Source organism: Pseudomonas sp. WS 5410, assembly GCF_012985645.1.
Lineage (GTDB): Bacteria > Pseudomonadota > Gammaproteobacteria > Pseudomonadales > Pseudomonadaceae > Aquipseudomonas > Aquipseudomonas shahriarae.
Genome location: NZ_JAAQWS010000004.1, coordinates 163,823 through 187,651, shown reverse-complemented (window position 1 = coordinate 187,651; position 23,829 = coordinate 163,823). Strand labels below are relative to the sequence as shown.

The 23,829-nt window shown below is 61.5% G+C and carries 19 protein-coding genes; 15 read left to right on the top strand and 4 right to left on the bottom strand.

The window, feature by feature from the left end; all coding sequences use genetic code 11:
- Positions 1-209 precede the first annotated feature (209 nt).
- From HBO24_RS08470 to choV, 3 genes are all read left to right on the top strand, one after another.
- The gene (locus tag HBO24_RS08470; RefSeq protein ID WP_057960844.1) at positions 210-1,157 is read left to right on the top strand and encodes a choline ABC transporter substrate-binding protein; all 948 of its coding nucleotides are present in this window, start codon (positions 210-212) and stop codon (positions 1,155-1,157) included.
- Positions 1,158-1,223: 66 nt separating this feature from the next.
- On the top strand, positions 1,224-2,069 hold the full coding sequence (choW, locus tag HBO24_RS08465; protein WP_057440251.1) for a choline ABC transporter permease subunit: 846 nt from the start codon (positions 1,224-1,226) through the stop codon (positions 2,067-2,069).
- Positions 2,066-3,244 (top strand): choline ABC transporter ATP-binding protein, encoded by a 1,179-nt coding sequence (gene choV, locus HBO24_RS08460; RefSeq protein WP_029300678.1) that lies wholly within the window; start codon positions 2,066-2,068, stop codon positions 3,242-3,244. Before choW ends, choV begins: the two co-directional genes overlap by 4 nt.
- Positions 3,245-3,396: 152 nt before the next feature.
- On the opposite strand, the gene HBO24_RS08455 is transcribed toward choV, so the two are convergent.
- Complete coding sequence (locus tag HBO24_RS08455) at positions 3,397-5,334, bottom strand: BCCT family transporter (RefSeq protein ID WP_232545555.1); 1,938 nt, start codon at positions 5,332-5,334, stop codon at positions 3,397-3,399.
- A 378-nt stretch (positions 5,335-5,712) separates the two neighbouring features.
- Between HBO24_RS08455 and betI the strand changes: the two genes are divergently transcribed.
- From betI to yccS, 11 genes are all read left to right on the top strand, one after another.
- Entirely contained in the window at positions 5,713-6,306 is a 594-nt protein-coding gene (gene betI / locus HBO24_RS08450) for a transcriptional regulator BetI (RefSeq protein WP_057440248.1), read from the top strand.
- Between the two features lie 111 nt (positions 6,307-6,417).
- Positions 6,418-7,890, top strand: a complete 1,473-nt coding sequence (gene betB / locus HBO24_RS08445; protein ID WP_057444317.1) for a betaine-aldehyde dehydrogenase — start codon at positions 6,418-6,420, stop codon at positions 7,888-7,890.
- A gap of 124 nt (positions 7,891-8,014) precedes the next feature.
- Positions 8,015-9,715, top strand: coding sequence for a choline dehydrogenase (gene betA / locus HBO24_RS08440; protein WP_057440344.1), 1,701 nt, complete (start codon positions 8,015-8,017; stop codon positions 9,713-9,715).
- Positions 9,716-9,961: 246 nt separating this feature from the next.
- Positions 9,962-10,657: an RraA family protein gene (locus tag HBO24_RS08435; RefSeq protein ID WP_029297314.1), complete on the top strand. Its 696-nt coding sequence runs from the start codon at positions 9,962-9,964 to the stop codon at positions 10,655-10,657.
- A gap of 127 nt (positions 10,658-10,784) precedes the next feature.
- Positions 10,785-12,227 carry a TldD/PmbA family protein gene (locus tag HBO24_RS08430; RefSeq protein WP_170059550.1) on the top strand — a complete coding sequence of 481 codons (1,443 nt, stop codon included), beginning with the start codon at positions 10,785-10,787 and terminating at the stop codon, positions 12,225-12,227.
- The gene (locus HBO24_RS08425; RefSeq protein WP_057440246.1) at positions 12,227-13,543 is read left to right on the top strand and encodes a TldD/PmbA family protein; all 1,317 of its coding nucleotides are present in this window, start codon (positions 12,227-12,229) and stop codon (positions 13,541-13,543) included. The genes HBO24_RS08430 and HBO24_RS08425 overlap by 1 nt, the downstream gene beginning before the upstream one ends.
- A gap of 255 nt (positions 13,544-13,798) precedes the next feature.
- On the top strand, positions 13,799-14,689 hold the full coding sequence (locus HBO24_RS08420; protein ID WP_170059549.1) for an alpha/beta hydrolase: 891 nt from the start codon (positions 13,799-13,801) through the stop codon (positions 14,687-14,689).
- A gap of 35 nt (positions 14,690-14,724) precedes the next feature.
- Positions 14,725-16,152: a multidrug transporter subunit MdtD gene (mdtD, locus tag HBO24_RS08415; protein ID WP_057960848.1), complete on the top strand. Its 1,428-nt coding sequence runs from the start codon at positions 14,725-14,727 to the stop codon at positions 16,150-16,152.
- Positions 16,153-16,283: 131 nt separating this feature from the next.
- Positions 16,284-17,621, top strand: coding sequence for an ATP-dependent RNA helicase DbpA (dbpA, locus tag HBO24_RS08410; RefSeq protein ID WP_232545553.1), 1,338 nt, complete (start codon positions 16,284-16,286; stop codon positions 17,619-17,621).
- A gap of 159 nt (positions 17,622-17,780) precedes the next feature.
- Positions 17,781-18,959, top strand: coding sequence for an NAD(P)/FAD-dependent oxidoreductase (locus HBO24_RS08405; protein WP_057440244.1), 1,179 nt, complete (start codon positions 17,781-17,783; stop codon positions 18,957-18,959).
- Positions 18,960-19,178: 219 nt separating this feature from the next.
- Positions 19,179-21,362 carry a YccS family putative transporter gene (gene yccS, locus HBO24_RS08400; RefSeq protein WP_057440243.1) on the top strand — a complete coding sequence of 728 codons (2,184 nt, stop codon included), beginning with the start codon at positions 19,179-19,181 and terminating at the stop codon, positions 21,360-21,362.
- Positions 21,363-21,440: 78 nt separating this feature from the next.
- Here the strand turns inward: yccS and HBO24_RS08395 are convergent, their stop codons facing one another.
- Complete coding sequence (locus tag HBO24_RS08395; protein ID WP_170059548.1) at positions 21,441-22,178, bottom strand: transporter substrate-binding domain-containing protein; 738 nt, start codon at positions 22,176-22,178, stop codon at positions 21,441-21,443.
- 257 nt (positions 22,179-22,435) lie between these two features.
- On the opposite strand from HBO24_RS08395, the gene HBO24_RS08390 reads away from it, so the two are divergent.
- Complete coding sequence (locus HBO24_RS08390) at positions 22,436-22,888, top strand: GNAT family N-acetyltransferase (protein WP_170059547.1); 453 nt, start codon at positions 22,436-22,438, stop codon at positions 22,886-22,888.
- Positions 22,889-22,984: 96 nt separating this feature from the next.
- On the opposite strand, the gene HBO24_RS08385 is transcribed toward HBO24_RS08390, so the two are convergent.
- Positions 22,985-23,281, bottom strand: a complete 297-nt coding sequence (locus HBO24_RS08385; protein ID WP_038444032.1) for a winged helix-turn-helix domain-containing protein — start codon at positions 23,279-23,281, stop codon at positions 22,985-22,987.
- A 17-nt stretch (positions 23,282-23,298) separates the two neighbouring features.
- Positions 23,299-23,805, bottom strand: coding sequence for a M48 family metallopeptidase (locus HBO24_RS08380; RefSeq protein WP_057440240.1), 507 nt, complete (start codon positions 23,803-23,805; stop codon positions 23,299-23,301).
- Between the last annotated feature and the right edge of the window lie 24 nt (positions 23,806-23,829).

Genomic DNA, 23,829 nt, shown 5'->3' with positions numbered 1-23,829 from the left:
GAAAAACCTGTATGCGACGTCACCGACACTGGATACGACCATCCCTGTACTGGATGCGACCCACCCTGTAGGCGTCAGATTTTCACTGGTACATGATCAGTCTCGACTCGTTTGCAAGGTACCGAGGCTGCACGTTGCTCGCACGCCCCAACTGCAACACTTATAAGCGCGGTCTCGCACCGCCGGAAAAACACCAGGAGTCCAAACCCATGAAAGGTTCCCCCCCGTTGTTGTTGGCCGCCATGCTGAGTCTTCCCTTTGCGGCCCACGCTGCTGATCCCGAGCAGTGCAGCACCGTCAACTTCTCCGATGTCGGCTGGACCGATATCACCGTCACCACCGCCACCACCAGCGAAATCCTCAAGGGCCTGGGCTACAAGCCCCGGACCACGATGATTTCCGTGCCCGTGACCTACAAGTCCCTGGCTGATGGCAAGAACATGGATATCTTCCTCGGCAACTGGATGCCGACCATGGAAAACGACATCAAGCAGTACCGTGATGCCGGCACCGTGGAAACCGTGCGCGCCAACCTGGAAAACGCCAAGTACACCCTGGCAGTGCCACAAGCGCTGTACGACAAGGGCCTGAAGGACTTTGCCGATATCGCCAAGTTCAAGAAGGAGCTGGGCGGCAAGATCTATGGCATTGAACCGGGCAACGACGGCAACCGCACGATCCAGAGCCTGATCGACAAAAATCAGTTCGGCTTGAAAGACGCAGGTTTCAAGGTGGTCGAGTCCAGTGAGGCGGGGATGCTCTCGCAAGTCGAGCGCGCCACCAAACGGGAGCAGGCCATTGTATTCCTGGGCTGGGAACCGCACCCGATGAACACCCGGTTCAAGATGAAGTACCTGACTGGCGGTGACGATTCATTCGGCCCCAACTACGGCCAGGCCACCATCTACACCAACACCCGCAAGGGCTACGTGCAGGAGTGCAGCAACGTCGGCCAGCTCCTGAAAAACCTGGTGTTCACCCTCGACATGGAAAGCACCCTGATGGGTAACGTCCTCGACGACAAAATGAAACCCGACGCCGCCGCCAAGGCCTGGCTGAAGAAGAACCCGCAAGTGCTCGACACCTGGCTCGCCGGGGTCACCACCCTTGATGGCAAACCAGGACTTGCCGCCGTAAAAGCCTACCTCGACAAGTAACCGCTGACCCTGGGCCGGCGCGCCGGCCCAGGATGTTTCCCTCTTCGCATGTGGACATTCACTACCATGCTGACTGAACAGAAAATCCCACTAGGCCAGTACATCGCTGCCTTCGTCGAATGGTTGACGCAGAACGGCGCCGATTATTTCGACGCGATCGCATCGACACTGGAAACGATGATCCACGGCGTGACGTTTGCGCTGACCTGGTTCAATCCGCTGGCATTGATCGGTCTGATTGCGCTGCTTGCTCACTACATTCAACGTAAGTGGGGGCTGACTGTATTTGTGATTGCCTCCTTCCTGCTGATCCTCAACCTGGGGTACTGGCAGGAAACCATGGAGACCCTGGCCCAGGTGCTGTTCGCCACCCTGGTCTGCGTGGTCATCGGTGTGCCGCTGGGCATTGTTGCCGCGCACAAACCGATGTTCTACACCGTGATGCGCCCGGTGCTCGACTTGATGCAGACCGTGCCGACCTTTGTTTACCTTATCCCGACCCTGACCCTCTTCGGGCTGGGTGTGGTGCCTGGCCTGATCTCCACGGTGGTGTTCGCGATTGCCGCGCCGATCCGCCTGACCTACCTGGGCATCCGCGATGTACCGCAAGAGTTGATGGATGCCGGCAAGGCCTTTGGCTGCTCGCGCCGCCAGTTGCTCTCGCGCATCGAACTGCCCCACGCCATGCCGAGCATCGCTGCCGGTATTACCCAATGCATCATGCTGTCGTTGTCGATGGTGGTGATCGCGGCCCTGGTGGGCGCCGACGGCCTCGGCAAACCCGTGGTCAACGCGCTGAACACCGCCGACATTGCCCTGGGCTTTGAAGCCGGCCTGGCGATTGTGCTGCTGGCCATCATGCTCGACCGCATCTGCAAACAACCCGACGCCAAAGTAGGGGGTGATGCATGAGCATTATCCGATTCGACAATGTCGATGTGATTTTTTCCAAAGACCCACGCGAAGCCCTCAAGCTGCTGGACGAGGGAATGCACCGCAATGAAATCCTGAAGAAGACCGGGCAGATCGTCGGCGTGGAAAAGGCCAGCCTGGATATCGAGAAAGGCGAGATCTGCGTGCTGATGGGCCTCTCCGGCTCCGGCAAATCCAGCCTGTTGCGCTGTATCAACGGCCTTAACACCGTGAGCCGTGGCCAGTTGTTTGTCGAGCATGAAGGACGCCAGATCGACATCGCCTCATGCACCCCGGCAGAGCTGAAAATGATGCGCACCAAGCGCATTGCCATGGTGTTCCAGAAGTTCGCCCTGATGCCCTGGCTGACGGTGCGTGAAAACATCAGCTTTGGCCTGGAAATGCAGGGCCGCCCCGAAAAGGAACGGCGCAAGCTGGTGGACGAGAAGCTTGAGCTGGTGGGCCTGACCCAATGGCGCAACAAGAAGCCCGACGAACTCTCGGGCGGCATGCAACAGCGCGTCGGCCTGGCCCGCGCCCTGGCGATGGACGCCGATATCCTGCTGATGGACGAACCCTTCTCGGCCCTCGACCCGCTGATCCGCCAAGGCCTGCAGGATGAGTTGCTGGAGCTGCAACGCAAACTGAGCAAGACCATCGTGTTCGTCAGCCACGACCTGGATGAGGCGCTGAAACTGGGTAGCCGGATCGCGATCATGAAAGACGGCAAGATCATCCAGTACAGCGTGCCGGAAGAAATTGTGCTGAACCCGGCGGACGACTATGTGCGCACCTTCGTCGCCCATACCAACCCGCTGAACGTGTTGTGCGGCCGCAGCCTGATGCGCACCCTGGACAACTGCAAGCGGGTCAACGGCTCGGTATGCCTGGATCCGGGCGGCGATTCGTGGCTGGACCTGGCCGAAGGCAACACCATCCAGGGCGCACGGCAAAATGGCGTGGCAATGAACCTGCAGAACTGGGCGCCGGGGCAAGCCGTGGAAGGCCTGGGGCGGCTACCGACCTTGGTGGATTCGAATATCGGCATGCGCGATGCCTTGCAGATTCGCTACCAGACCGGCAACAAGCTGGTGCTGCACGACAACAACAAAGTGGTGGGGATTCTGGGGGACAGCGAGCTGTACCACGCCCTGCTGGGCAAGAACTTGGGCTAAAAGGCAACACAAAACAAATGTGGGAGCGGGCTTGCTCGCGATTGCAATGTATCAGTCAATGAATCTGGTACTGATACACCGCAATCGCGAGCAAGCCCGCTCCCACATTTTGACCAGATGGTGTCAGTGACGACACCACCCGCCTTCAACCATCAGCTATAGACACGGCCAAGGAGCTGCCGATGGCTTTCAAACTGATCGAGCACATCCCGGGTGATCTGCTCCTGGGTGAAGCCCATCAGGTCGTACTCCTGGCCGCCGTTGTGCAGGTAAACCTCGGCGCGGTAGTAGCGCGCACGCTCCTCGTCGGCCTCGATCGACTCACTCGGCGCCGCCAGGTAGCCGTCCAGGCTCACCTCGTAGACAAACGGGTTGCCTTCCATCTCGATCCGCACGCCAATGCAGCGCTTGGATTTACCCAGCAGCGTCTGCACATCCAGCCCTTGGGCGCGCAGGGCCACAGCGGCTTCTTCCAGCGCCGGGGTGACCTTCTTGTCCATAAAGCGCTGCACCACGGCCTGGCTCGGCTGCAGGTCCTGGGCAGTCAGGCGCTCGCTGAAACCACGACGGCCGCGTTCGGCCAATTGCGCCTGCTCCTGTTCGATGGCCACGTCCTGGCGCATGGCTTTGTGCAAACCGAACATAAAGAAGATCAGCACCACCGAGAACGGCAAGCCCGCCAGCACCACCATGGTCTGCATGGCTTCAAAGTTGCCAGCAAACAGCAAGCCGATGGTCACCAGGGTGATCACCGCCGACCAGAAGATCCGCAGCCAGTGCGGCGCATCCTCATCCACGTTGCCACCTTTGCACGACAGGTTGGCCATCATCACCGCGCCGGAATCCGCCGGCGTCAGGAACAGCACAAAACCCACAAAGATCGACACGCCGATCACCACTTTCGACGCCGGGTAGTACTCCAGCAACTGGTAGATCGCCATGGAGGGTTGCTCCAACGCGGTCTTGCCCAGCTCCACGGCGCCATGGTTGAGCACCAGGTCCAGGGCCGAGTTGCCGAAGATCGACAGCCACGCCAGGGTAAAGCCCAGCGGGATCAGCAGCACGCCCGCCACCAGTTCGCGCACCGTACGGCCACGGGAAATACGCGCGATGAACATGCCCACGAACGGTGCCCAGGAAATCCACCAGGCCCAGTAGAACAGGGTCCACAGGCCCATCCAGCGCTCGGACTTCTCACCATCGCCTTCGTACACGTAGAGGTCGAAGGTTTTCAGCACCAGACCGTTCATGTAGTCGCCGATGTTCTGCACAAAGCCGTTGAGCAGGTGCAGGGTCGGGCCAAACAGCAGCACAAAAATCAGCAGGCCGCTGAACAGCACGATGTTCAGGTTGGACAAGCGACGAATGCCGTTCTCCACGCCCGACACGGCGGCGATGGTCGCCACGGTGCTCATCACGATGATCACGATCAGCAGGTTGGTGTTGCTGTGCTCCATGCCGAACAGGTTTTCCAACCCGGACGACACTTGCATCGAACCAATCCCCAGGTTTGTCACCAGACCCAGCAGGGTCACGAACATGCCGAAGCCGTCCACCGCGTGACCCGCCGCGCCTTTGACCCAACGCTCGCCCATCAATGGGTACAGCGCCGAACGCAGGGCCAGCGGCTGGTTATGGCGGTAGGCGAAGTACGCCACGGCCAGGCCGACCAGCGCGTAGATCGCCCAGCCATGCAGGCCCCAGTGCAGGAAGGTCAGCTGCAACGCCTGGCGCGCAGCCATATGGGTGGCGGCGGCGCCTTCGGGCGGGTTGAAGTAATGGTCCAACGGCTCGGACGCGCCGAAGTACAGCAACGAAATGCCGATGCCCGAGGAGAACAACATGCCGGCCCAGGCGCCGTAACTGAAGTCCGGGGTATCAGCCTTGCTGCCCAGCTTCAGTTTGCCGTAGGACGAAAACGCCAGACCCACCACAAATACCAGGTAGGCGGCGATGACCACCATGTAATACCAGCCAAAGCTTTTCGAGAGCCAGGTCTGGGCGACTCCCAGCATTCTGCCGGCCTCTTGCGGGGCGATGATCAGAACGGCGGTCAACAACAGGATCAACGCGGTAGAGGTGTAGAACACCCAACCGTTGACCCGCACTTTTTCCGGTGGGGTCTTTATTAGAGAGGCAGAACTCATGGCACAGAGGCTCCGGGCAGTGCGAGAGAGGACACAAGGCAGCGCTTGACCCACGCCATCGATTTTTCGGCAGTCGACGGACGGGTGTTATAAAGACATCCCGAAAAACCCCAGACCCCAGCAACGCGCTGTCATGGGCTGTTTCAAGGGTTTTTACGGATGTCAGATGCGTCTGCCGACACGTAGGAAATACCTGTAGGCAGCGACCATTTGTCGCAGATCTTATTCTTTGTTGATTGAACGTTCAATCAAAACAAAATAGACTGGCCTTCACGCCGACGAACGTTTACGCCCGTTGGCAGGCCTAAGGAGAGGTGCTACATGCCCAAGGTCGGTATGCAACCCATACGCCGCCAGCAGTTGATCGAAGCCACATTGACGGCCATAGATCAGGTCGGGATGGGGGATGCCAGCATTGCGCTGATCGCCCGTTTGGCCGGCGTCTCGAACGGCATCATCAGTCACTACTTTCAGGACAAGAACGGCCTGATCGCCGCAACGATGCGGTACCTGATGAATGTGCTGATCGAGAATGTCCACGAACGCCGGCAGGCATTGAAGGAAGACACCCCGCGGGCGCACCTTCAAGTGATTATCGGCGGCAACTTCGACGCCAGCCAGGTCAACGGCCCGGCAATGAAAACCTGGCTGGCCTTCTGGGCCACCAGCATGCACCACCCGTCTTTGCACAGGTTGCAGCGGATCAACGATCACCGCCTGTATTCCAACCTGTGCTGCCAGTTCCGCCGTGTGCTGCCGCTGGAAGATGCACGCAGCGCAGCCCGAGGCCTGGCGGCCTTGATCGACGGTTTGTGGTTGCGCGGCGCCCTGTCGGGAGACGCTTTCGACACGGAGCAGGCGCAACGGATCGCTTACGAATACATGGATTTCCAATTGGCCAAGCAGGTGAGTTAGAGCACACATAAACGCTCAACCCCTGAACGGCTACTGAACGGTGTTGCCAGAACCTTATGGCTGCACCTTTTGGTGGTTAACGCCAACCACTTATGCACTTGCGAGGACTTTATGGCCCGTTTCGAACTGCAAAAACTCTACATTGACGGCGGCTACAGCGACGCTGGCAGCGATGCCACCTTCGAAGCCATCAACCCGGCTAACGGTGAAGTTCTCGCCAACGTGCAACGCGCCACATTCGAAGACGTTGAGCGTGCGGTGGTCAGCGCCGAAAAGGGCCAGAAAATCTGGGCCGCCATGACCGCCATGGAGCGTTCGCGCATCCTGCGTCGCGCCGTGGAAATCCTGCGCGAGCGCAATGATGAACTGGCGGCCCTGGAAACCCTGGACACCGGTAAATCCTTCTCTGAAACCAAGTACGTCGACATCGTCACCGGCGCCGATGTGCTGGAATACTACGCAGGCCTGGTGCCCGCCATCGAAGGCGAGCAGATCCCGCTGCGTACCACCTCGTTCGTCTACACCCGCCGCGAGCCGCTGGGCGTGGTCGCCGGTATCGGCGCGTGGAACTACCCGATCCAGATTGCCCTGTGGAAGTCCGCCCCAGCCCTGGCTGCCGGCAACGCGATGATCTTCAAGCCAAGCGAAGTCACCTCGCTGACCACCCTGAAGCTGGCCGAAATCTACACCGAAGCTGGCGTGCCGGATGGCGTGTTCAACGTTCTGACCGGTAGCGGCCGTGAAGTCGGCACCTGGCTGACCGAGCACCCACGCATCGAGAAAATCTCCTTCACCGGCGGTACCGACACCGGCAAGAAGGTCATGGCCAGCGCTTCGAGCTCCTCGCTCAAAGACGTCACCATGGAACTGGGCGGCAAATCCCCGCTGATCATTTTCGACGACGCCGACCTGGATCGCGCCGCCGACACCGCGATGATGGCCAACTTCTACAGCTCCGGCCAGGTCTGCACCAACGGCACCCGTGTGTTCATTCCAAAGCACCTGCAAGCCGCCTTTGAAGCCAAGATCGTTGAGCGTGTTGCGCGCATCCGCGTTGGCAACCCAGAAGACGAAAACACCAACTTCGGCCCACTGGTCAGCTTCGCCCACATGGAAAGCGTGCTGGGCTATATCGCCAAGGGCAAGGAAGAAGGCGCACGCCTGCTGTGCGGCGGCGACCGCCTGACCGACGGCGACTTCGCCAAGGGCGCATTCGTGGCACCGACCGTGTTCACTGACTGCACCGACGACATGACCATCGTGCGTGAAGAAATCTTTGGCCCAGTGATGAGCATCCTCACCTACGAGACCGAAGAAGAAGTGATCCGTCGTGCCAACGACACCGACTTCGGCTTGGCCGCTGGTCTGGTGACCAAGGACCTGAACCGCGCCCACCGCGTGATTCATCAGTTGGAGGCGGGTATCTGCTGGATCAACGCCTGGGGCGAGTCCGACGCGAAGATGCCGGTTGGCGGCTACAAGCAGTCGGGTGTTGGCCGTGAGAACGGCATCAGCTCGCTGAACAACTTCACCCGCATCAAATCGGTACAGGTTGAGCTGGGCGACTACGCCTCGGTGTTCTAAACCCGAGTTCTGTATTGCCTGCGGGGCCGCTATCGAGGGCGAGCCCGGCTCCCACATTTTGATTGTGGGAGCTGGCTTGCCTGCGATGGGGCCCGACCTGACCAACTCCAAAGAGGGTGCATTTATGTCCCAAGAATACGACTACATCATTGTGGGTGCCGGCTCCGCCGGTAACACCCTGGCGACCCGTCTGACCGAAGACGAAGGCGTCACCGTTTTGCTGCTGGAAGCCGGTGGCCCCGACTACCGCCTGGACTTCCGCACCCAGATGCCCGCCGCCCTGGCATTCCCGCTGCAAGGCCGCCGCTACAACTGGGCCTACGAAACCGATCCAGAGCCACATATGGACGGCCGTCGTATGGAATGTGGTCGCGGCAAGGGCCTGGGTGGCTCGTCGCTGATCAACGGCATGTGCTACATCCGTGGCAACGCCATGGACTACGACAACTGGGCAAAACTGCCAGGCCTGGAAGACTGGAGCTACCTCGACTGCCTGCCGTATTTCCGCAAGGCCGAAACCCGCGACATCGGCCCGAACGACTACCACGGTGGCGAAGGTCCGGTCAGCGTGACCACGCCTAAAGCCGGTAACAACCCGCTGTTCCACGCCATGGTTGAAGCTGGCGTGCAGGCCGGTTACCCGCGTACCGAAGACTTGAACGGCTACCAACAGGAAGGTTTCGGCCCGATGGACCGTACCGTGACGCCGAACGGCCGTCGCGCCAGTACCGCCCGTGGCTACCTGGACACCGCCAAGAAGCGCTCGACCCTGACCATCGTCACCCATGCCCTGGCCGACAAAGTGTTGTTCGAAGGCAAGCGTGCGGTCGGCGTGCGTTACCTGATCGGTGCCGCCGAAGAGCGTGTTGAAGCCCGCGCGCGCAAGGAAGTGCTGGTGTGCAGCGGCGCCATCGCCTCGCCGCAATTGCTGCAACGTTCCGGTGTAGGCCCGGCCAAACTCCTGGAAAGCCTCGACATCCCGGTGGTCCACGACCTGCCAGGCGTCGGTGAAAACCTGCAGGATCACCTGGAGCTTTACCTGCAATACGCCTGCACCCAGCCGGTCTCGCTGTACCCGTCGCTGCTCTGGTACAACCAGCCAGCCATTGGTGCCGAATGGCTGTTCAACGGCACCGGCATCGGCGCCAGCAACCAGTTCGAAGCGGGCGGTTTTATCCGCACCCGTGAAGAATTCGAGTGGCCGAACATCCAGTACCACTTCCTGCCGGTCGCGATTAACTACAACGGCAGCAACGGTGTGAAAGAGCACGGTTTCCAGGCGCACATGGGCTCCATGCGTTCGCCGAGCCGTGGCCGTGTGCAAGTGAAGTCGAAGAACCCACGGGACTACCCGAGCATCCTCTTCAACTACATGGCCACCGAGCAGGACTGGCAGGAGTTCCGCGATGGCATCCGCCTGACCCGTGAAATCATGCAGCAGCCGGCACTGGACGCGTTCCGTGGCCGTGAAATCAGCCCGGGCATCGACGTGCAAACCGACGAGCAACTGGACAAGTTCATCCGCGAGCACGCCGAAACCGCGTTCCACCCGTCCTGCTCGTGCAAGATGGGCACCGACGAAATGGCTGTGGTCGATGGCGAAGGCCGCGTGCATGGCATGCAGGGCCTGCGGGTGGTCGATGCTTCGATCATGCCGATCATCACCACCGGCAACCTGAACGCGCCAACCATCATGATCGCCGAAAAAATCGCCGACAAGATGCGTGGCCGCCAGTTGCCGCGCAGCACCGCGGACTACTACGTGGCCGGCGATGCGCCGGTGCGTGGCAAGCCGTTGCGTGAAGTGGGTCCGACCGCGCAGTAACCGCTACACCGCGGCGCTCTTATCGCAGGCAAGCCCGCTCCCACATTTGAACGTATTCACACATCAAAATGTGGGAGGGGGCTTGCTCCCGATGAGACCCGACCAGCCAACACCCATCTTCCCAGACTCTTCCTACACTGCCCCGCCCTTGATCCCACCCCCCGCGCCGGCCTAATCTAGTCCCTCGCGCAAACGTTTCACCTTCCTACCGACACGCCGGCTTCTGCCTGGCCACGAGGCTTTCTCATGTTTGATGTCGTTTCTTCGAGCAAATGGCCTACCGGCTTCCTGATCAATCCAAACGTTGAACCGCTGGACCCGAAATGGCTGAAGGAATTCAGCAAGATCCCGGCGGCGGCCGTCAGCGACTGCCTGGGCCGTAACGTCGGTGGCCTGGGCCTGAAAGCCTTCCACGGCAATGCACCAATGCTCGGCAGCGCCCTCACTGTGCGGGTGCGCCCCGGTGACAACCTGATGATTCTCAAAGCCATGCAGATGGCCCGCCCGGGCGATGTGCTGGTGATCGACGGCAGCGCCGACCTGACCCGCGCGGTGTTCGGCGGCATCATGCGCGCCATGGCCCTGAAGGCTGGCATTGTCGGTGTGGTGATCAACGGCGCCCTGCGCGACCTCGACGAATGGCAGACCGGCGAACTGCCGGCCTACGCCATCGGCGGCGTACACCGTGGCCCGAGCACTGACGGCGGCGGCGAGATCAACGTGCCGATCTCCTGCGCTGGCATGCTGGTAGCCCCTGGCGACCTGATGATCGGCGATGGCGACGGCGTGGTCGCCGCCTCGCGCAGCGAACTGCCGGAATTGCTGGTGCGCTGCCATGACCTGCTGGCCCGCGAGAAAGCCACACTGGCTGCCATCGAAGCCGGCACCCTGGACCCTGACCGCTTTGACGCCATCCTGCGCGCCAAGGGTTGCCCGGTCTAAAGCCAAGGCAAAAGCATCGCAGGCAAGCCAGCTCACACATTTTGATTTGTGAGCACATTCAAAAGGTGGGAGCTGGCTTGCCTGCGATGGGGCCCTCAAAGCCATCACCGCCCACAAGGAAGGCCCCATGTTCGACAAACACCCGCAACTCAAACAACATTTCGCCGCCCTGCGCACCCGCGCCGAATTCTTCTCCCTGCGCTACGTGCGCGAGTCCGGCCAGTACCTGTCGGTGCGCAAGAATGTCGCCGAACCGCCGCACCTGGGCCGCGACGAAGGCGCCATGCTCACCGTGCGCCTCAACGGTGTCGAAGCCTACGCGGCCACCCACGATATTTCCCTGGCCGGCCTGCAAGCGGCCCTCGAGCGTGCCGAACAACAGGCCCGGCGTATCAAGCCCCACGCCCTGCTCGACCTGCGCGACCAGCCGGTGTCCAGCGACATCGCCGACTACCTGTCGCCAGAGCTCGACCAAGCCTTCCCGTCCCTGAGCGACTGCTACCAACTGCTCGGCGCAGAGTCAGCGGCCGTGCCCAGGGACGAGCGCCTGGTGAACTGGGAGGTCAGCCTGGGCACCACCCACGTTGAACAGATCTACCTCAACAGTGCCGGCGCGCAACTGCGTCAGGCTCAGCGCTTTGTGTTCCCCGGCGTCAATGTGACCGCCTACCACGGCAACGACAGCCAGACCCGCACCCTGGGTGGCAGCAACTTTGGCCAGCAGGGCGGCTTTGATGTGATCAGCCGCTTCGGCCTGGTAGGCGCCGCGCCACGGGTGGCCGACGAGGCCCTGCAACTGCTGCTGGCCCCCAACACGCCCCAGGGCCCGCGCGACCTGCTGTTGATGCCCGACCAGATGATCCTGCAGATCCATGAATCCATCGGCCACCCGCTGGAGCTGGACCGCATTCTCGGCGACGAGCGCAATTACGCCGGCACCAGCTTCGTCAAGGCCAGCGACTTCGGGCACCTGCAATACGGCTCCAACCTGCTGAACGTGACATTTGACCCGGACATTCCCGAGCAACTGGCCAGCTACGCCCATGACGACGACGGCACGCCCGCCAACAAGCAGTTCCTGATCCGCAACGGCCTGCTGCTCAAGCCCCTGGGCGGGGCGCTGTCGCAGTACCGCTCGGGCATGGGCGGCGTAGCCAACAGCCGCGCCAGCAGTTGGAACCGCGCACCCATCGACCGCATGGCCAACCTCAATATCGAGGCTGGCGACCAGAGCCTGGCGCAACTGATCGGCGGCATCGAGCACGGCATCCTGATGTCGACCAACCGTTCCTGGTCGATCGACGATGCGCGCAACAAGTTCCAGTTCGGCTGCGAGTGGGGCCAGTTGATCGAGAACGGCGAACTCAAGGGCGTGGTGAAGAACCCCAACTACCGGGCGATTTCCGCGCAGTTCTGGCGCAAGCTCAGTGCCGTGGGCGATGCCAGCACCTTCAAGGTGCTGGGCACGCCCAACTGCGGCAAGGGCGAGCCGAACCAAGTGATCCGCGTCGGCCATGCATCGCCGGCGTGTGTCTTCAGCGATGTGGATGTGTTTGGGGGAGACGCCTGATGAAGGCTTTCAAGGACCTGGTGGAATGGCTCAAGCAGGCCATCGCCGATGGGGAACAGTTTCATCTGGGCTACGCGGCGGAGTCGTCCGAATTCGTGCGTTTCAACCACGCCAAGGTGCGCCAGGCCGGCCAGGTACAGCAGGCCAGCGTCAACCTCAAGCTGATCAACGATGGCCGGCACGCCGACCTGGCCATCACCCTGGCCGGCACCCCCGAGGTGGACCGCCAGCGCCTGGCCGAGGGCCTGCAGCAATTGCGCGACACCTTGCCCTTGCTGCCCAAAGATCCTTACCTGCTGCTCAATCACACGGCCTGGCAAAACAGCAGCGAGCAGGCCCAGGCGCTGCCGGACCTCGATCAAGTCCTGGGCGAAATCAGCCAGGGCGCCCAAGGTTTCGACCTGGTCGGCATCTATGCCGCCGGGCCGATCAGTCGCGGGTTCGCCAGCTCGTCGGGAGCTTTTGGCTGGCACCAGGCCAATAGCTTCAACTTTGATTTCAGCCTGTTCCATGCCAATGGCGAGGCGGTCAAGGCCAGCTACGCCGGCGATGCCTGGGACAGCGCGGCATTTGCCCAGCGCTTGCAGCAAGCCCGCGAACAACTGGAGTTTCTTGGCCGGCCCTTGCACACCCTGGCGCCCGGCCAATACCGCGCCTACCTGGCACCGGCGGCCATGGAAGAAATCATCGGCATGCTCGCCTGGGGTGGTTTTTCTGCGCAGGCCATCGCCAGCAAGGGCAGCCCGTTGCAGCGCCTGTATGCCGGCGACCAGGCCCTGAGCCCGCTGGTGGGCATGGGCGAACAGATCACCGGCTCCCTGAGCCCGGCGTTTTCCCGGGACGGTTATCCGCGCAACGACGTGACCTTGATCGCCAATGGCCAGGCGCAAGGGCAACTGGTCAACTCGCGCAGCGCCGCCGAATACGGCTTGAGCACCAACGGCGCCAGCGGCGATGAGTCCCCCAGCGCCTTGCAGATGGCCGCCGGCAGCCTGGCCCAGGCCGATATCCTCAAGCAACTGGGCACCGGCCTGTATATCAGCAACCTGTGGTACTTGAACTACTCCGACCAGCCGGCGGCGCGCCTGACGGGCATGACCCGCTTCGCCACGTTTTGGGTCGAAGACGGCGAGATCAAGGCACCGGTCAGCACCATGCGCTTTGACGATAGCGTCTATCACCTGCTGGGGTCGCAGTTGGAAGCGCTGACCGCCGAGCGCGAGTTGCTGCTGTCGGCCAGCACCTATGGCGAGCGCAACACCTCGTCCAACCTGCTGCCGGGCGCGTTGGTAAAACGCCTGACCCTGACCTTGTAAACGCCCGGCTTGTGCTGTGGCGAGGGGGCTTCTCGCCACAACAAGCGCGCGCCTTGCCACAATTTAAGCTGGCTCCTACAGGGGAATACCCTGGGTTCTGATGAACCTTCCCTGGCAGCATCCCGTTGGTTGGCGGACTGTTGTCGACGCTCGAAAACCTCGTTATAACGGTTAGTGGCATCCCGCCACTCTCAACCCATTTGTTCGCAAATGATGCATGACCTCGCCCGGGACTGGGCGAGCCGGAGCGTTGACATGTACCAAGGAAGTTTTGTCATTGATAAGTTGTTCAAGCACTACAACGTTCACGTAGAGCAATTGGGTAACGATCCGCAACGCAAGACCGTGCTGTTGGTCAACGGCGCGCTGTCCACCACCCGCTCATTCGCCCGCACCAGCAAGTGCCTGGCCGAGCATTTCAATGTGTTGATGTTCGACTTGCCGTTTTCCGGCTATTCGCGCACCCACAACACTGATCTGGACCTGGTGACCAAGGACGACGAAGTCGAGATCCTGCGGGCGCTGGTGGAGCGTTTCCAGGTCAACCACCTGGTGTCGGCCTCCTGGGGTGGCATCTCGACCCTGCTGACCCTGGCGCGCAACCCGCCTTCCATCGAAAGCTCGGTGGTGATGGCCCTGGCGCCCAATCTCAACCCGGCAATGCTCGAATATGTGGAGCGGGTGCGGGTGCTGATCGAGGCCGATGACAAGTCTGCCGTCGGCCACTTGCTCAATGAGACCGTCGGCAAATTCCTCTCCAGCCGGCTCAAGCGCAATAACCATCGGCACCTGTCGACCATGGCCACCACCGAGTACCGCCAGGCGCGCTTTCATATTCATCAGGTGCTTGCCCTGGGCGATGGCAACTACCTGCCGCAATTGCGCCAGATCGAAACCCCGGTGCATTTTCTCAACGGCACGCTGGACGAATACACCCCGGCCAATGAAGCCCAACTGTTCAAGCAATACGTGGGCCGCAGCAGCTTTGCCAGCGCCGAACACACCGGCCACTTGCTCGACCTGGAGTCGCGGGAGGCGGCGCTGGCGGTGCATCGCGCGCTGATCGACTTCCTGGTGGGCAAGGACGTGGCCATCGCTGATATAGACGAACCGCCAGTGGGAAAATCGGCAGAGGTTGGCGCATAATCGGCAACCCATAGCCTGCTAACAAAAGGGATCTCATGCCGAATCGTGTCGTGCTCGATGCCAAGACCGCCCGCTGGTTACCCTGGGTGGTAGCGATTGCCTTCTTCATGCAGTCGCTCGACGGCACGATTCTCAACACGGCACTGCCCGCCATGGCCGAGGACCTGGCGGAAAACCCGCTGCGCATGCAGGGCGTGATCATCGCCTACATGCTCACCGTGGCCTTGCTGATCCCGGCCTCGGGCTGGATCGCCGACCGTTTCGGCACCAAGAAGATTTTCTTTGGCGCGATCATGTTGTTCAGCATCGGCTCGCTGCTGTGCGCCCTGTCCAGCAGCCTGAGCATGCTGGTGGGCGCACGGGTGATCCAGGGCCTGGGCGGCGCGCTGATGCTGCCGGTGGGCCGGCTGGTGGTGCTGCGCGCCTACCCGCGCTCGGAGCTGGTACGGATCATGGGTTTTATCACCATTCCCGGCCTGCTCGGCCCCCTGCTCGGCCCGACCATGGGCGGCTGGATGGTGCAGTACCTGACCTGGCACTGGATTTTCCTGATCAACCTGCCGGTGGGCATGATCGGCTGCTACGCCGTGTGGAAATTCATCCCCGACCTGCGCGGCAGCGAGCGTACTCGCTTCGACAGCCTGGGCTTTTTGCTGTTTGGCGCGGCAATGGTGCTGATCACCATTGCCATGGAAGGCCTGGGCGAGCTGCACCTGCCGCACTTGCGCGTGATGTTGCTGCTGTTCGGCGGCATGGCGTGCCTGGCGGCCTACTGGCTGCGCGCCGGGCATATCGAAAACCCACTGTTCTCGCCGGTGCTGTTCAAGACCCGGACCTTTGCCGTGGGCATTCTCGGCAACCTGTTCGCGCGCCTGGGCAGCGGCGCCCTGCCGTTCCTCGTGCCGTTGCTGCTGCAGATCGCCCTGGGTTACTCGCCGTCCCAGGCCGGGATGAGCATGCTGCCCCTGGCGGCAGCGGCGATGGTCGCCAAGTCGGTCGCCCGGCCGTTGATCGAACGCCTGGGCTATCGCGTCGTGCTCACCGGCAACACCCTGCTGCTGGGCATGATGCTGGCGAGCATGGGCCTGGTCAGCGAACAGACGCCCTACCCGCTGTTGCTGGCGATGCTCGCGGTACTGGGGGCGATCAACTCCCTGCAATTTACCGCGATGAACACCGTGACCCTGATCGACCTCGACGATGCCCAGGCCAGCAGCGGCAACAGCCTGCTGTCGGTGGTGGCGCAACTGGCCCTGAGCCTGGGGGTGGCCTGCGCCGGTGCCCTGCTTGGCGGGTTTACTGCCCAAGCCGGTAACGATGGGGTCAACACCGTGCTTGAGGCGTTCCAGTTGACGTTCCTCACCGTGGGCATCATGGCGATGTTGGCGGCGGCGATCTTCCTGCAATTGTCGCCAAAAGACGGCAAACGAGTGGTCAGCCGCGAGCACGACATTGAGCATTAGGCGGCGTCTCGTCTAGAACTTGCAGGGAAATTCCCACGGGGCTGGTACACTGCGCGACATTTTGTTTTTGCAGAGCCTGTCCCGTGACCACCATCGCCACCGCTTTTAATACTTTGCCGCTCTCCGCCGCCATGCTGGCTAACCTTGACTCGCTGGGTTATGCCGAGATGACGCAGATCCAGGCGCAAAGCTTGCCGGTGATCCTCAAGGGGCTGGACCTGATCGCCCAGGCCAAGACCGGCAGCGGCAAGACCGCCGCCTTCGGCATCGGCCTGTTGAACCCGATCAACCCGCGCTACTTCGGTTGCCAGGCCCTGGTGATGTGCCCGACCCGCGAGCTGGCTGACCAGGTGGCCAAGGAAATCCGCCGCCTGGCCCGCGCCGAAGACAACATCAAGGTGCTGACCCTGTGCGGCGGCGTGTCCCTCGGCCCGCAGATTGCTTCCCTGGAGCATGGCGCCCACGTCATCGTCGGCACCCCGGGCCGCATCCAGCAACACCTGCGCAAGGGTTCGCTGGTGCTGGACGGTTTGAACACGCTGATCCTCGATGAAGCCGACCGCATGCTCGACATGGGTTTCTACGACGCCATCGAAGACATCATCAGCAAGACCCCGGCCCGTCGCCAGACCCTGTTGTTCTCGGCCACCTACCCGGTGAGCATCAAGCAACTGGCCTCCAAATTCATGCGCGCGCCGCAGCAGGTCAAGGCCGAAGCGTTCCACTCCGATGAGCAGATCGAGCAGCGTTTCTACGAAATCTCCCCGGAAGAACGCATGGACGCGGTGACCAAGGTGCTATCGCACTTCCGTCCGGCCTCTTGCGTGGCCTTCTGCTTTACCAAGCAGCAAGTGCAGGAAACCGTGGATCACCTGACCGCCAAGGGCATTTCTGCAGTCGGCCTGCATGGCGACCTGGAACAGCGCGACCGTGACCAGGTGCTGGCAATGTTCGCCAACCGCAGTACTTCGGTACTGGTGGCCACCGACGTGGCGGCCCGAGGCCTGGACATTGACTCGCTGGACATGGTGATCAACGTCGAACTGGCCCGCGATTCGGAAATCCACATTCACCGCGTCGGCCGTACCGGGCGTGCCGGTGAGACCGGGATCGCCATCAGCCTGGTGGCGCCGTCCGAGGCACACCGTGCCCAGGCCATCGAACTGCTGCAAAAGGCCCCGCTGAACTGGGATCAACTGAGCAACCTCAAATCCCAGGGCGGCGCGCCACTGCTGCCGGTGATGAGCACCTTGTGCATTGCTGCCGGTCGTAAAGACAAGGTCCGCCCAGGCGACATCCTCGGCGCGCTGACCGGTGAAGCCGGGATCCCGGGCGCCCAGGTGGGCAAGATCGCGATCTTTGACTTCCAGGCCTATGTGGCAGTGGAACGCAGCGTCGCCAAGCAGGCGTTGCAGCGTTTGAATGACGGCAAGATCAAGGGCCGCTCGTTGCGCGTGCGGATCCTGTAAAGCTCTTCGATTCAATGGAGATCCAATGTGGGAGCGGGCTTGCTCGCGAATGCGGTGTACCAGTCGCCAGATGGGTTGGCTGACAGTCCGTATTCGCGAGCAAGCCCGCTCCCACATTTCTGATTGCATTTGAGATCAATATTTTGTGAGGACACCGTTTTGCGCTCGACCGAAGTTGTGATCATTGGCGCTGGCGCCGCAGGCTTGATGTGCGCGCTGACCGCCGCCGGGCGTGGGCGCAAGGTGATGTTGATCGACCATGCGAACAAGGCCGGCAAGAAGATCCTGATGTCCGGCGGTGGCCGCTGTAACTTCACCAATATGTACACCGAGCCTGCCAACTTCCTCTCGCACAATGCGCACTTCTGCAAATCCGCCCTGGCCCGCTACACCCAGTGGGATTTCATCGGGCTGGTGGCTAAGCATGGCGTGCCGTACCACGAGAAGAAGCTCGGCCAGCTGTTCTGCGATAACAAATCCAGCGACATCCTCGGCATGCTGCTCGACGAATGCATCCAGACCGGCGTGAGCCTGCACCTGGACACCTCGATCCAGGAGATCGCCAGGCTCGACAGCGGCTACCAACTGCAGACCACCCTCGGCGAGTTGCGCTGCGAGTCCCTGGTGATTGCCACCGGTGGCCTGTCGATTCCGACCCTGGGCGCCACCGGCTTTGGTTATCAGGTGGCCAAGCAGTTCGGCCATGAACTGCTGCCGACCCGTGCAGGCCTGGTGCCGTTTACCATCACCGATCAGCTCAAGGAACTGTGTGGCGAGCTGTCCGGCACCTCGGTCGATTGCCTGGTCAGCTGCAACGACCAGAGCTTTCGCGAGAACATTTTGTTCACCCATCGCGGCCTGAGCGGGCCGGCGATTTTGCAGATCTCCTCGTACTGGGAGCCCGGCGACACGGTAGAAATCAACCTGCTGCCCGACCACGACGCCCACGCCTGGCTGCAACAGCAACAGGCCGAGCGCCCCAACAGCGAACTCAAGACCCTGCTGGGCGAGATCTTCACCAAGAAGATGGCCAACCTGCTGGCCGAGACGTGGTTTGTGTCCAAACCGATGAAGCAGTACACCCACGCCGAACTGGCAGATATCGCTACCAAGCTGGGCAGTTGGCAATTGGTCCCGGCCGGCACCGAGGGCTACCGCACCGCCGAAGTCACCCTGGGCGGGGTGGATACGCGGGAAGTGTCGTCCAAGACCATGGAGTCGCTGAAAAGCCCCGGCCTGTACTTTATCGGCGAAGTGCTGGATGTGACCGGGCACCTGGGCGGGTTCAACTTCCAGTGGGCCTGGGCTTCGGGGTATGCGGCGGCGCAGTACGCCTGAACGGTAATGTGATCAACTGTGGGAGCGGGCTTGCTCGCGAATACGGTGGGTCAGTCAGCTCATTCAGCGACTGACACTCCGCATTCGCGAGCAAGCCCGCTCCCACATTTTGATGGGGTGTGCCAAAACAATTTTTGCTTATGAATGTGATCGCCACGCTTGCCGTGACGTCATTACTGGCTCAATTTAGCGGCATCGTCCCGGAAGACCCCAGACTTCATGTCCTCGACCTCGTTCAAGCAGTCCATGCGGCGCCTTTGGGCACTGGATAAGTTCAGTTACAGCGTACGGGTGTTTATCGCCCTCACCGGCAGCATGGCGCTGTGCTGGTATCAGGATGAAATGTCGCTGCTGATCCCGCTGTTCCTGGGGATTATCGCCAGCGCCCTGGCCGAAACCGATGACAGCTGGCAGGGCCGCCTCAATGCGCTGGCGGTGACGCTGGTGTGTTTCAGCGTGGCGGCGCTGTCGGTGGAGTTGCTGTTTCCCTACCCGTGGATTTTTGCCATCGCCATCGCCCTGGCGAGTTTCTGCCTGACCATGCTCGGCGCCCTGGGCGAGCGTTATGGCGCCATTGCCTCGGCCACTTTGATTCTGTCGGTCTACACCATGATCGGCGTGGACCAGCGCGGCGGCGCCGTCACCGACTTCTGGCACGAACCCTTGCTGCTGGTGGCCGGTGCCGCCTGGTACGGCGCGCTGTCGGTGCTGTGGCAGGCAATGTTTTCCAACCAGCCGGTGCAACAGAGCCTGGCCCGGCTGTTTCGCGAGCTGGGGCGTTACCTCAAGCTCAAGTCATCGCTGTTCGAGCCCATTCGCCAACTGGACGTCGAAGCGCGGCGCCTGGAGCTGGCGCAACAAAATGGCCGGGTGGTGGCGGCGCTCAATGCGGCCAAGGAAATCATCCTGCACCGTGTCGGCAATGGCCGGCCTGGTTCCAAGGTCAGTCGCTACCTCAAGCTGTACTTCCTGGCCCAGGACATCCACGAGCGCGCCAGTTCCTCCCACTACCCCTACAACGCCCTGGCCGAAGCCTTCTTCCACAGCGATGTGCTGTTCCGTTGCCAGCGCCTGCTGCGCCAGCAAGGCAAGGCCTGCCAGGCCCTCGCCGAGTCGATCCAGCTGCGCCAGCCGTTTGTCTATGACGCCAGCTTCGCCGAGGCCCTGGGCGACCTGAATGCCTCCCTCGAACACCTGCGCATCCAGAGCAACCCGGCCTGGCGTGGCCTGCTGCGTTCGTTGCGCGCGCTGGCGGCCAACCTGTCGACCCTCGACCGCCTGCTCAGCGACGCCAGCAACCCCGACAGCCTGGCAGATGCCAGCGACAGCAGCCTGCTGGACCGCTCGCCGCGCAACCTCAAGGAAATGTGGACGCGCCTGCGTACCCAACTGACCCCGACTTCGCTGCTGTTCCGTCATGCCCTGCGCCTGCCCCTGGCGCTGAGTGTCGGCTACGGCATGGTGCATTTGATCCACCCGTCCCAGGGCTACTGGATCATCCTCACCACCCTGTTCGTCTGCCAGCCCAACTACGGCGCCACGCGGCGCAAGCTTGGCCAGCGGATCGTCGGCACGGCCATCGGCCTGACGGTGGCCTGGGCCCTGTTCGATCTGTTCCCTAACCCCTTGGTGCAGTCGATGTTCGCCATCGCCGCCGGGCTGGTGTTCTTTATCAACCGCACCACCCGCTACACCCTGGCCACCGCCGCCATTACCCTGATGGTGCTGTTCTGCTTCAACCAGGTGGGCGATGGGTATGGACTGTTCCTGCCGCGCCTGTTCGATACCTTGCTCGGCAGCCTGATCGCCGGGCTGGCGGTGTTCCTGTTCCTGCCGGACTGGCAAGGCCGACGCCTGAACAAAGTGCTGGCCAACACCCTGACCTGCAACAGCATCTACTTGCGCCAGATCATGCAGCAATATGCCGCCGGCAAGAGCGACGACCTGGCCTACCGCCTGGCCCGGCGCAATGCGCACAACGCCGACGCCGCGCTGTCCACCACCCTGGCCAATATGCTGATGGAGCCGGGGCACTTCCGTAAGGAAGCCGACGTTGGCTTCCGCTTCCTGGTGCTGTCCCACACCTTGCTCAGTTACCTGTCGGGGCTGGGTGCCCACCGCGACACCCAACTGCCGGCCGATGTGCGTGAGCACCTGATCGAAGGCGCGGGCAAGACCCTCGCCACGAGCATCGACGAAATCGCCAGTGGGTTGGCGAACAAACAGCCGATTGCGGTGCAGAGCGATGCCGAGGAAGCGCTGGCAGTGGAGCTGGAGCAGATGCCGGATGAGATCGACGAAGCACAGCGCCTGGTGCAGACGCAGTTGGCATTGATCTGTCGGCAACTGGGGCCGTTGCGCACGCTGGCGGCGCATTTGATCAAGGAAACCAGTGCGGCTTAGAGCCCTATCGCGAGCAAGCCCGCTCCCACATTTTGATCTGCGAATACGGGCATGCTCGCGATGGCGACCTCAAGAACACTACATCCCGTGTTGCTTGAGAAGACGCGCATAACTGCCATCTGCCTTCATCCGGACAATCTCCCGATCAAACCCCGCAACAATCTGCTCATGCCTGGGATTTTTCAGGCTGACCAGAATATGCAGGCTGTTCTCACTCAAGGTCTTGGGCAGGAATTCCACCGCGTTGCGCACCCTGGGTGATTCCCGCGCCAGGTGAAAACGCGCGACATACTCATCCTCGACCGTCAGCCGCACGCGCCGGGCCGCGAGCATGCGCACGGCCATGGCGAAGTTATGCACCGGGACTTTTTGCAGTTGGGGATCGGCATCGAACTCCGCCGAATAGGCGTAGCCGCGTACCACGGCGACGGGATAGTCATGCAGTTGCTGCAGGTTCTGGAACTCGATGGGATCATCACGGCGCTTGATAAAACGCACGCGGTTGAGCAGGTACTCGTCGGAAAACTGCCCCAACTGCGTACGCGCCTCGTCGTACCAGGCATTGATCAACACGTCATAACGCCCGTCGCCCACCCCCATCAACGCCCGCGCCCACGGCACTTGCTCGAAATCGCTGGCAAAGCCGGCACGCGCCAGGGCGGTGCTGACGATATCGGTGGCCAGCCCGCCATTGAGCAGGGTCGCATCGGTAAACGGCGGCCATGCATCTGCCACCAGGCGCAAACGTTCTGCGGCCACCGTCGGGACCAGCAACAGCAATACCAGCAAAGCAACGGCACGAGACAGTCGCAGCATGCTTAATGTCCTTGCACAGCGGGCAGTTCCTTGCGGGCAATGGCGTCTGGAAGAACAATGCCCAGGCACCTGACTGTAGCTTATCGCTCGCGGTGTACAGCAGATTACACAAAGAACTGAACCGCGAAAGCACTCAATGATGGCAAATTGACGTCATTCACAAAAAATAAGGTTTCACAGGTGTTTATGCCACCCCCCAAGACAGTTGCCGGCCAGGGCATTACTATCCAGGCTAGGTCTTTATGCGAGATGGAACGATGACTGTCGATTGGGTTTGCAAGCACCACAATGATCTGGGCAAGGAACAGCTCTACGCCATTTTGCGTCTGCGGGCAGAGGTATTTGTCGTCGAGCAGAAATGCATCTACCAGGACATCGACGATCAGGATCTGGAGGGCGACACCCACCACCTGATGGCCTGGAAGGACAACCAATTGGTGGCTTACCTGCGCCTGCTGGACCCGGAGCTGCATGGCGGTGACGTGGTAATCGGCCGCGTGCTGGTGGCCGAGGCAGCCCGGAGCACTGGCCTGGGCCACCAGATGCTGGAGGAAACCCTCAAGCAGATCGACGATATCTGGCCGCAGACACCGATTTTTCTTTCAGCCCAGGCGCATTTGCAGGGGTACTACGGCAGATATGGGTTCAAGGTCGAGGGTGAGGAATACCTGGAGGATGATATTCCGCATATTGGGATGCGGCGCGCTTGAGGATGCTATCGCGGGCAAGCCCGCTCCCACAGGTTGATTGCGATCAAATGTGGGAGTGGGCTTGCCCGCGATAGCGTCAGGCCTGCCAACCCAATTTCAGGGATAACCCAACACCTGCTTGACCTGCACCAGGTTGCGCTCGATCCAGCCACGGTCAATCGCCCCCCAATCGCGAATCCGATAGCGCCCGGCATGATTGCGGGCGCCGTCTTCCTGCTCGAACTCGCAGACGATATCCAGATCCGCCAATGCGGCGATAGTGTCCTGGGCCGTGCGCCGGGGCATGCCGGTCACTTCGGTCAACGCCGGGACGCTGCTGGCCAATTGGCTGTCGATCAGATACGCCACATACAGGCGGCGGTAGAAACTGCTCTTGGTCTTGCTCACATCCATGCTCGCTTCCTCTTGGTTCAATCCCGCGCTGCGCCCTGCAAGTCGCGATAGGTCAGGTACACCCGCAGGTCGAATTCCACCTGATGGTAGCCGGGCAACATATATTCGCAGAGTTTATAGAACGCCTTGTTGTGGTCCGATTCCTTGAAGTGCGCCAACTCGTGGACAACGATCATCTTCAGGAACTCCGGCGCCGCGTCCTTGAACAACGCGGCGATGCGGATCTCTTTCTTGGATTTGAGATTGCCGCCCTGCACCCGCGAAATCGTGGTGTGCAGGCCCAGGGCGCGATGGGTCAGGTCCAGGCGGTTGTCGAACAGCACTTTGTCGATGGCCGGTGCATTGCGCAGGTGCTCCTGCTTCAGGGCCAGGGCGTAGCTGTACAGCGCCTTGTCACTCTGCACCGCATGGCGCTCGGGGTAACGCTGGTGCAGGTAGTCGCCCAATTGATCCTTGGCGATCAATTGGCGCACTTGCTCTTGCAGGGCGGCGGGATAGGCCTGGAGGTATTTCAGCGCAGTCATGGGTTCGAACGGCAGGGGCGTGAG

Excerpts from the sequence above, each read along its gene's own strand:
- HBO24_RS08470 (WP_057960844.1), top strand. The coding sequence starts at position 210 with ATGAAAGGTTCCCCCCCGTTGTTGTTGGCCGCCATGCTGAGTCTTCCC.
- choW (WP_057440251.1), top strand. The coding sequence starts at position 1,224 with ATGCTGACTGAACAGAAAATCCCACTAGGCCAGTACATCGCTGCCTTC.
- choV (WP_029300678.1), top strand. The coding sequence starts at position 2,066 with ATGAGCATTATCCGATTCGACAATGTCGATGTGATTTTTTCCAAAGAC.
- betI (WP_057440248.1), top strand. The coding sequence starts at position 5,713 with ATGCCCAAGGTCGGTATGCAACCCATACGCCGCCAGCAGTTGATCGAA.
- betB (WP_057444317.1), top strand. The coding sequence starts at position 6,418 with ATGGCCCGTTTCGAACTGCAAAAACTCTACATTGACGGCGGCTACAGC.
- betA (WP_057440344.1), top strand. The coding sequence starts at position 8,015 with ATGTCCCAAGAATACGACTACATCATTGTGGGTGCCGGCTCCGCCGGT.
- HBO24_RS08435 (WP_029297314.1), top strand. The coding sequence starts at position 9,962 with ATGTTTGATGTCGTTTCTTCGAGCAAATGGCCTACCGGCTTCCTGATC.
- HBO24_RS08430 (WP_170059550.1), top strand. The coding sequence starts at position 10,785 with ATGTTCGACAAACACCCGCAACTCAAACAACATTTCGCCGCCCTGCGC.
- HBO24_RS08425 (WP_057440246.1), top strand. The coding sequence starts at position 12,227 with ATGAAGGCTTTCAAGGACCTGGTGGAATGGCTCAAGCAGGCCATCGCC.
- HBO24_RS08420 (WP_170059549.1), top strand. The coding sequence starts at position 13,799 with ATGTACCAAGGAAGTTTTGTCATTGATAAGTTGTTCAAGCACTACAAC.
- mdtD (WP_057960848.1), top strand. The coding sequence starts at position 14,725 with ATGCCGAATCGTGTCGTGCTCGATGCCAAGACCGCCCGCTGGTTACCC.
- dbpA (WP_232545553.1), top strand. The coding sequence starts at position 16,284 with ATGCTGGCTAACCTTGACTCGCTGGGTTATGCCGAGATGACGCAGATC.
- yccS (WP_057440243.1), top strand. The coding sequence starts at position 19,179 with ATGTCCTCGACCTCGTTCAAGCAGTCCATGCGGCGCCTTTGGGCACTG.
- HBO24_RS08395 (WP_170059548.1), bottom strand. The coding sequence starts at position 22,178 with ATGCTGCGACTGTCTCGTGCCGTTGCTTTGCTGGTATTGCTGTTGCTG.
- HBO24_RS08390 (WP_170059547.1), top strand. The coding sequence starts at position 22,436 with ATGACTGTCGATTGGGTTTGCAAGCACCACAATGATCTGGGCAAGGAA.
- HBO24_RS08385 (WP_038444032.1), bottom strand. The coding sequence starts at position 23,281 with ATGGATGTGAGCAAGACCAAGAGCAGTTTCTACCGCCGCCTGTATGTG.
- HBO24_RS08380 (WP_057440240.1), bottom strand. The coding sequence starts at position 23,805 with ATGACTGCGCTGAAATACCTCCAGGCCTATCCCGCCGCCCTGCAAGAG.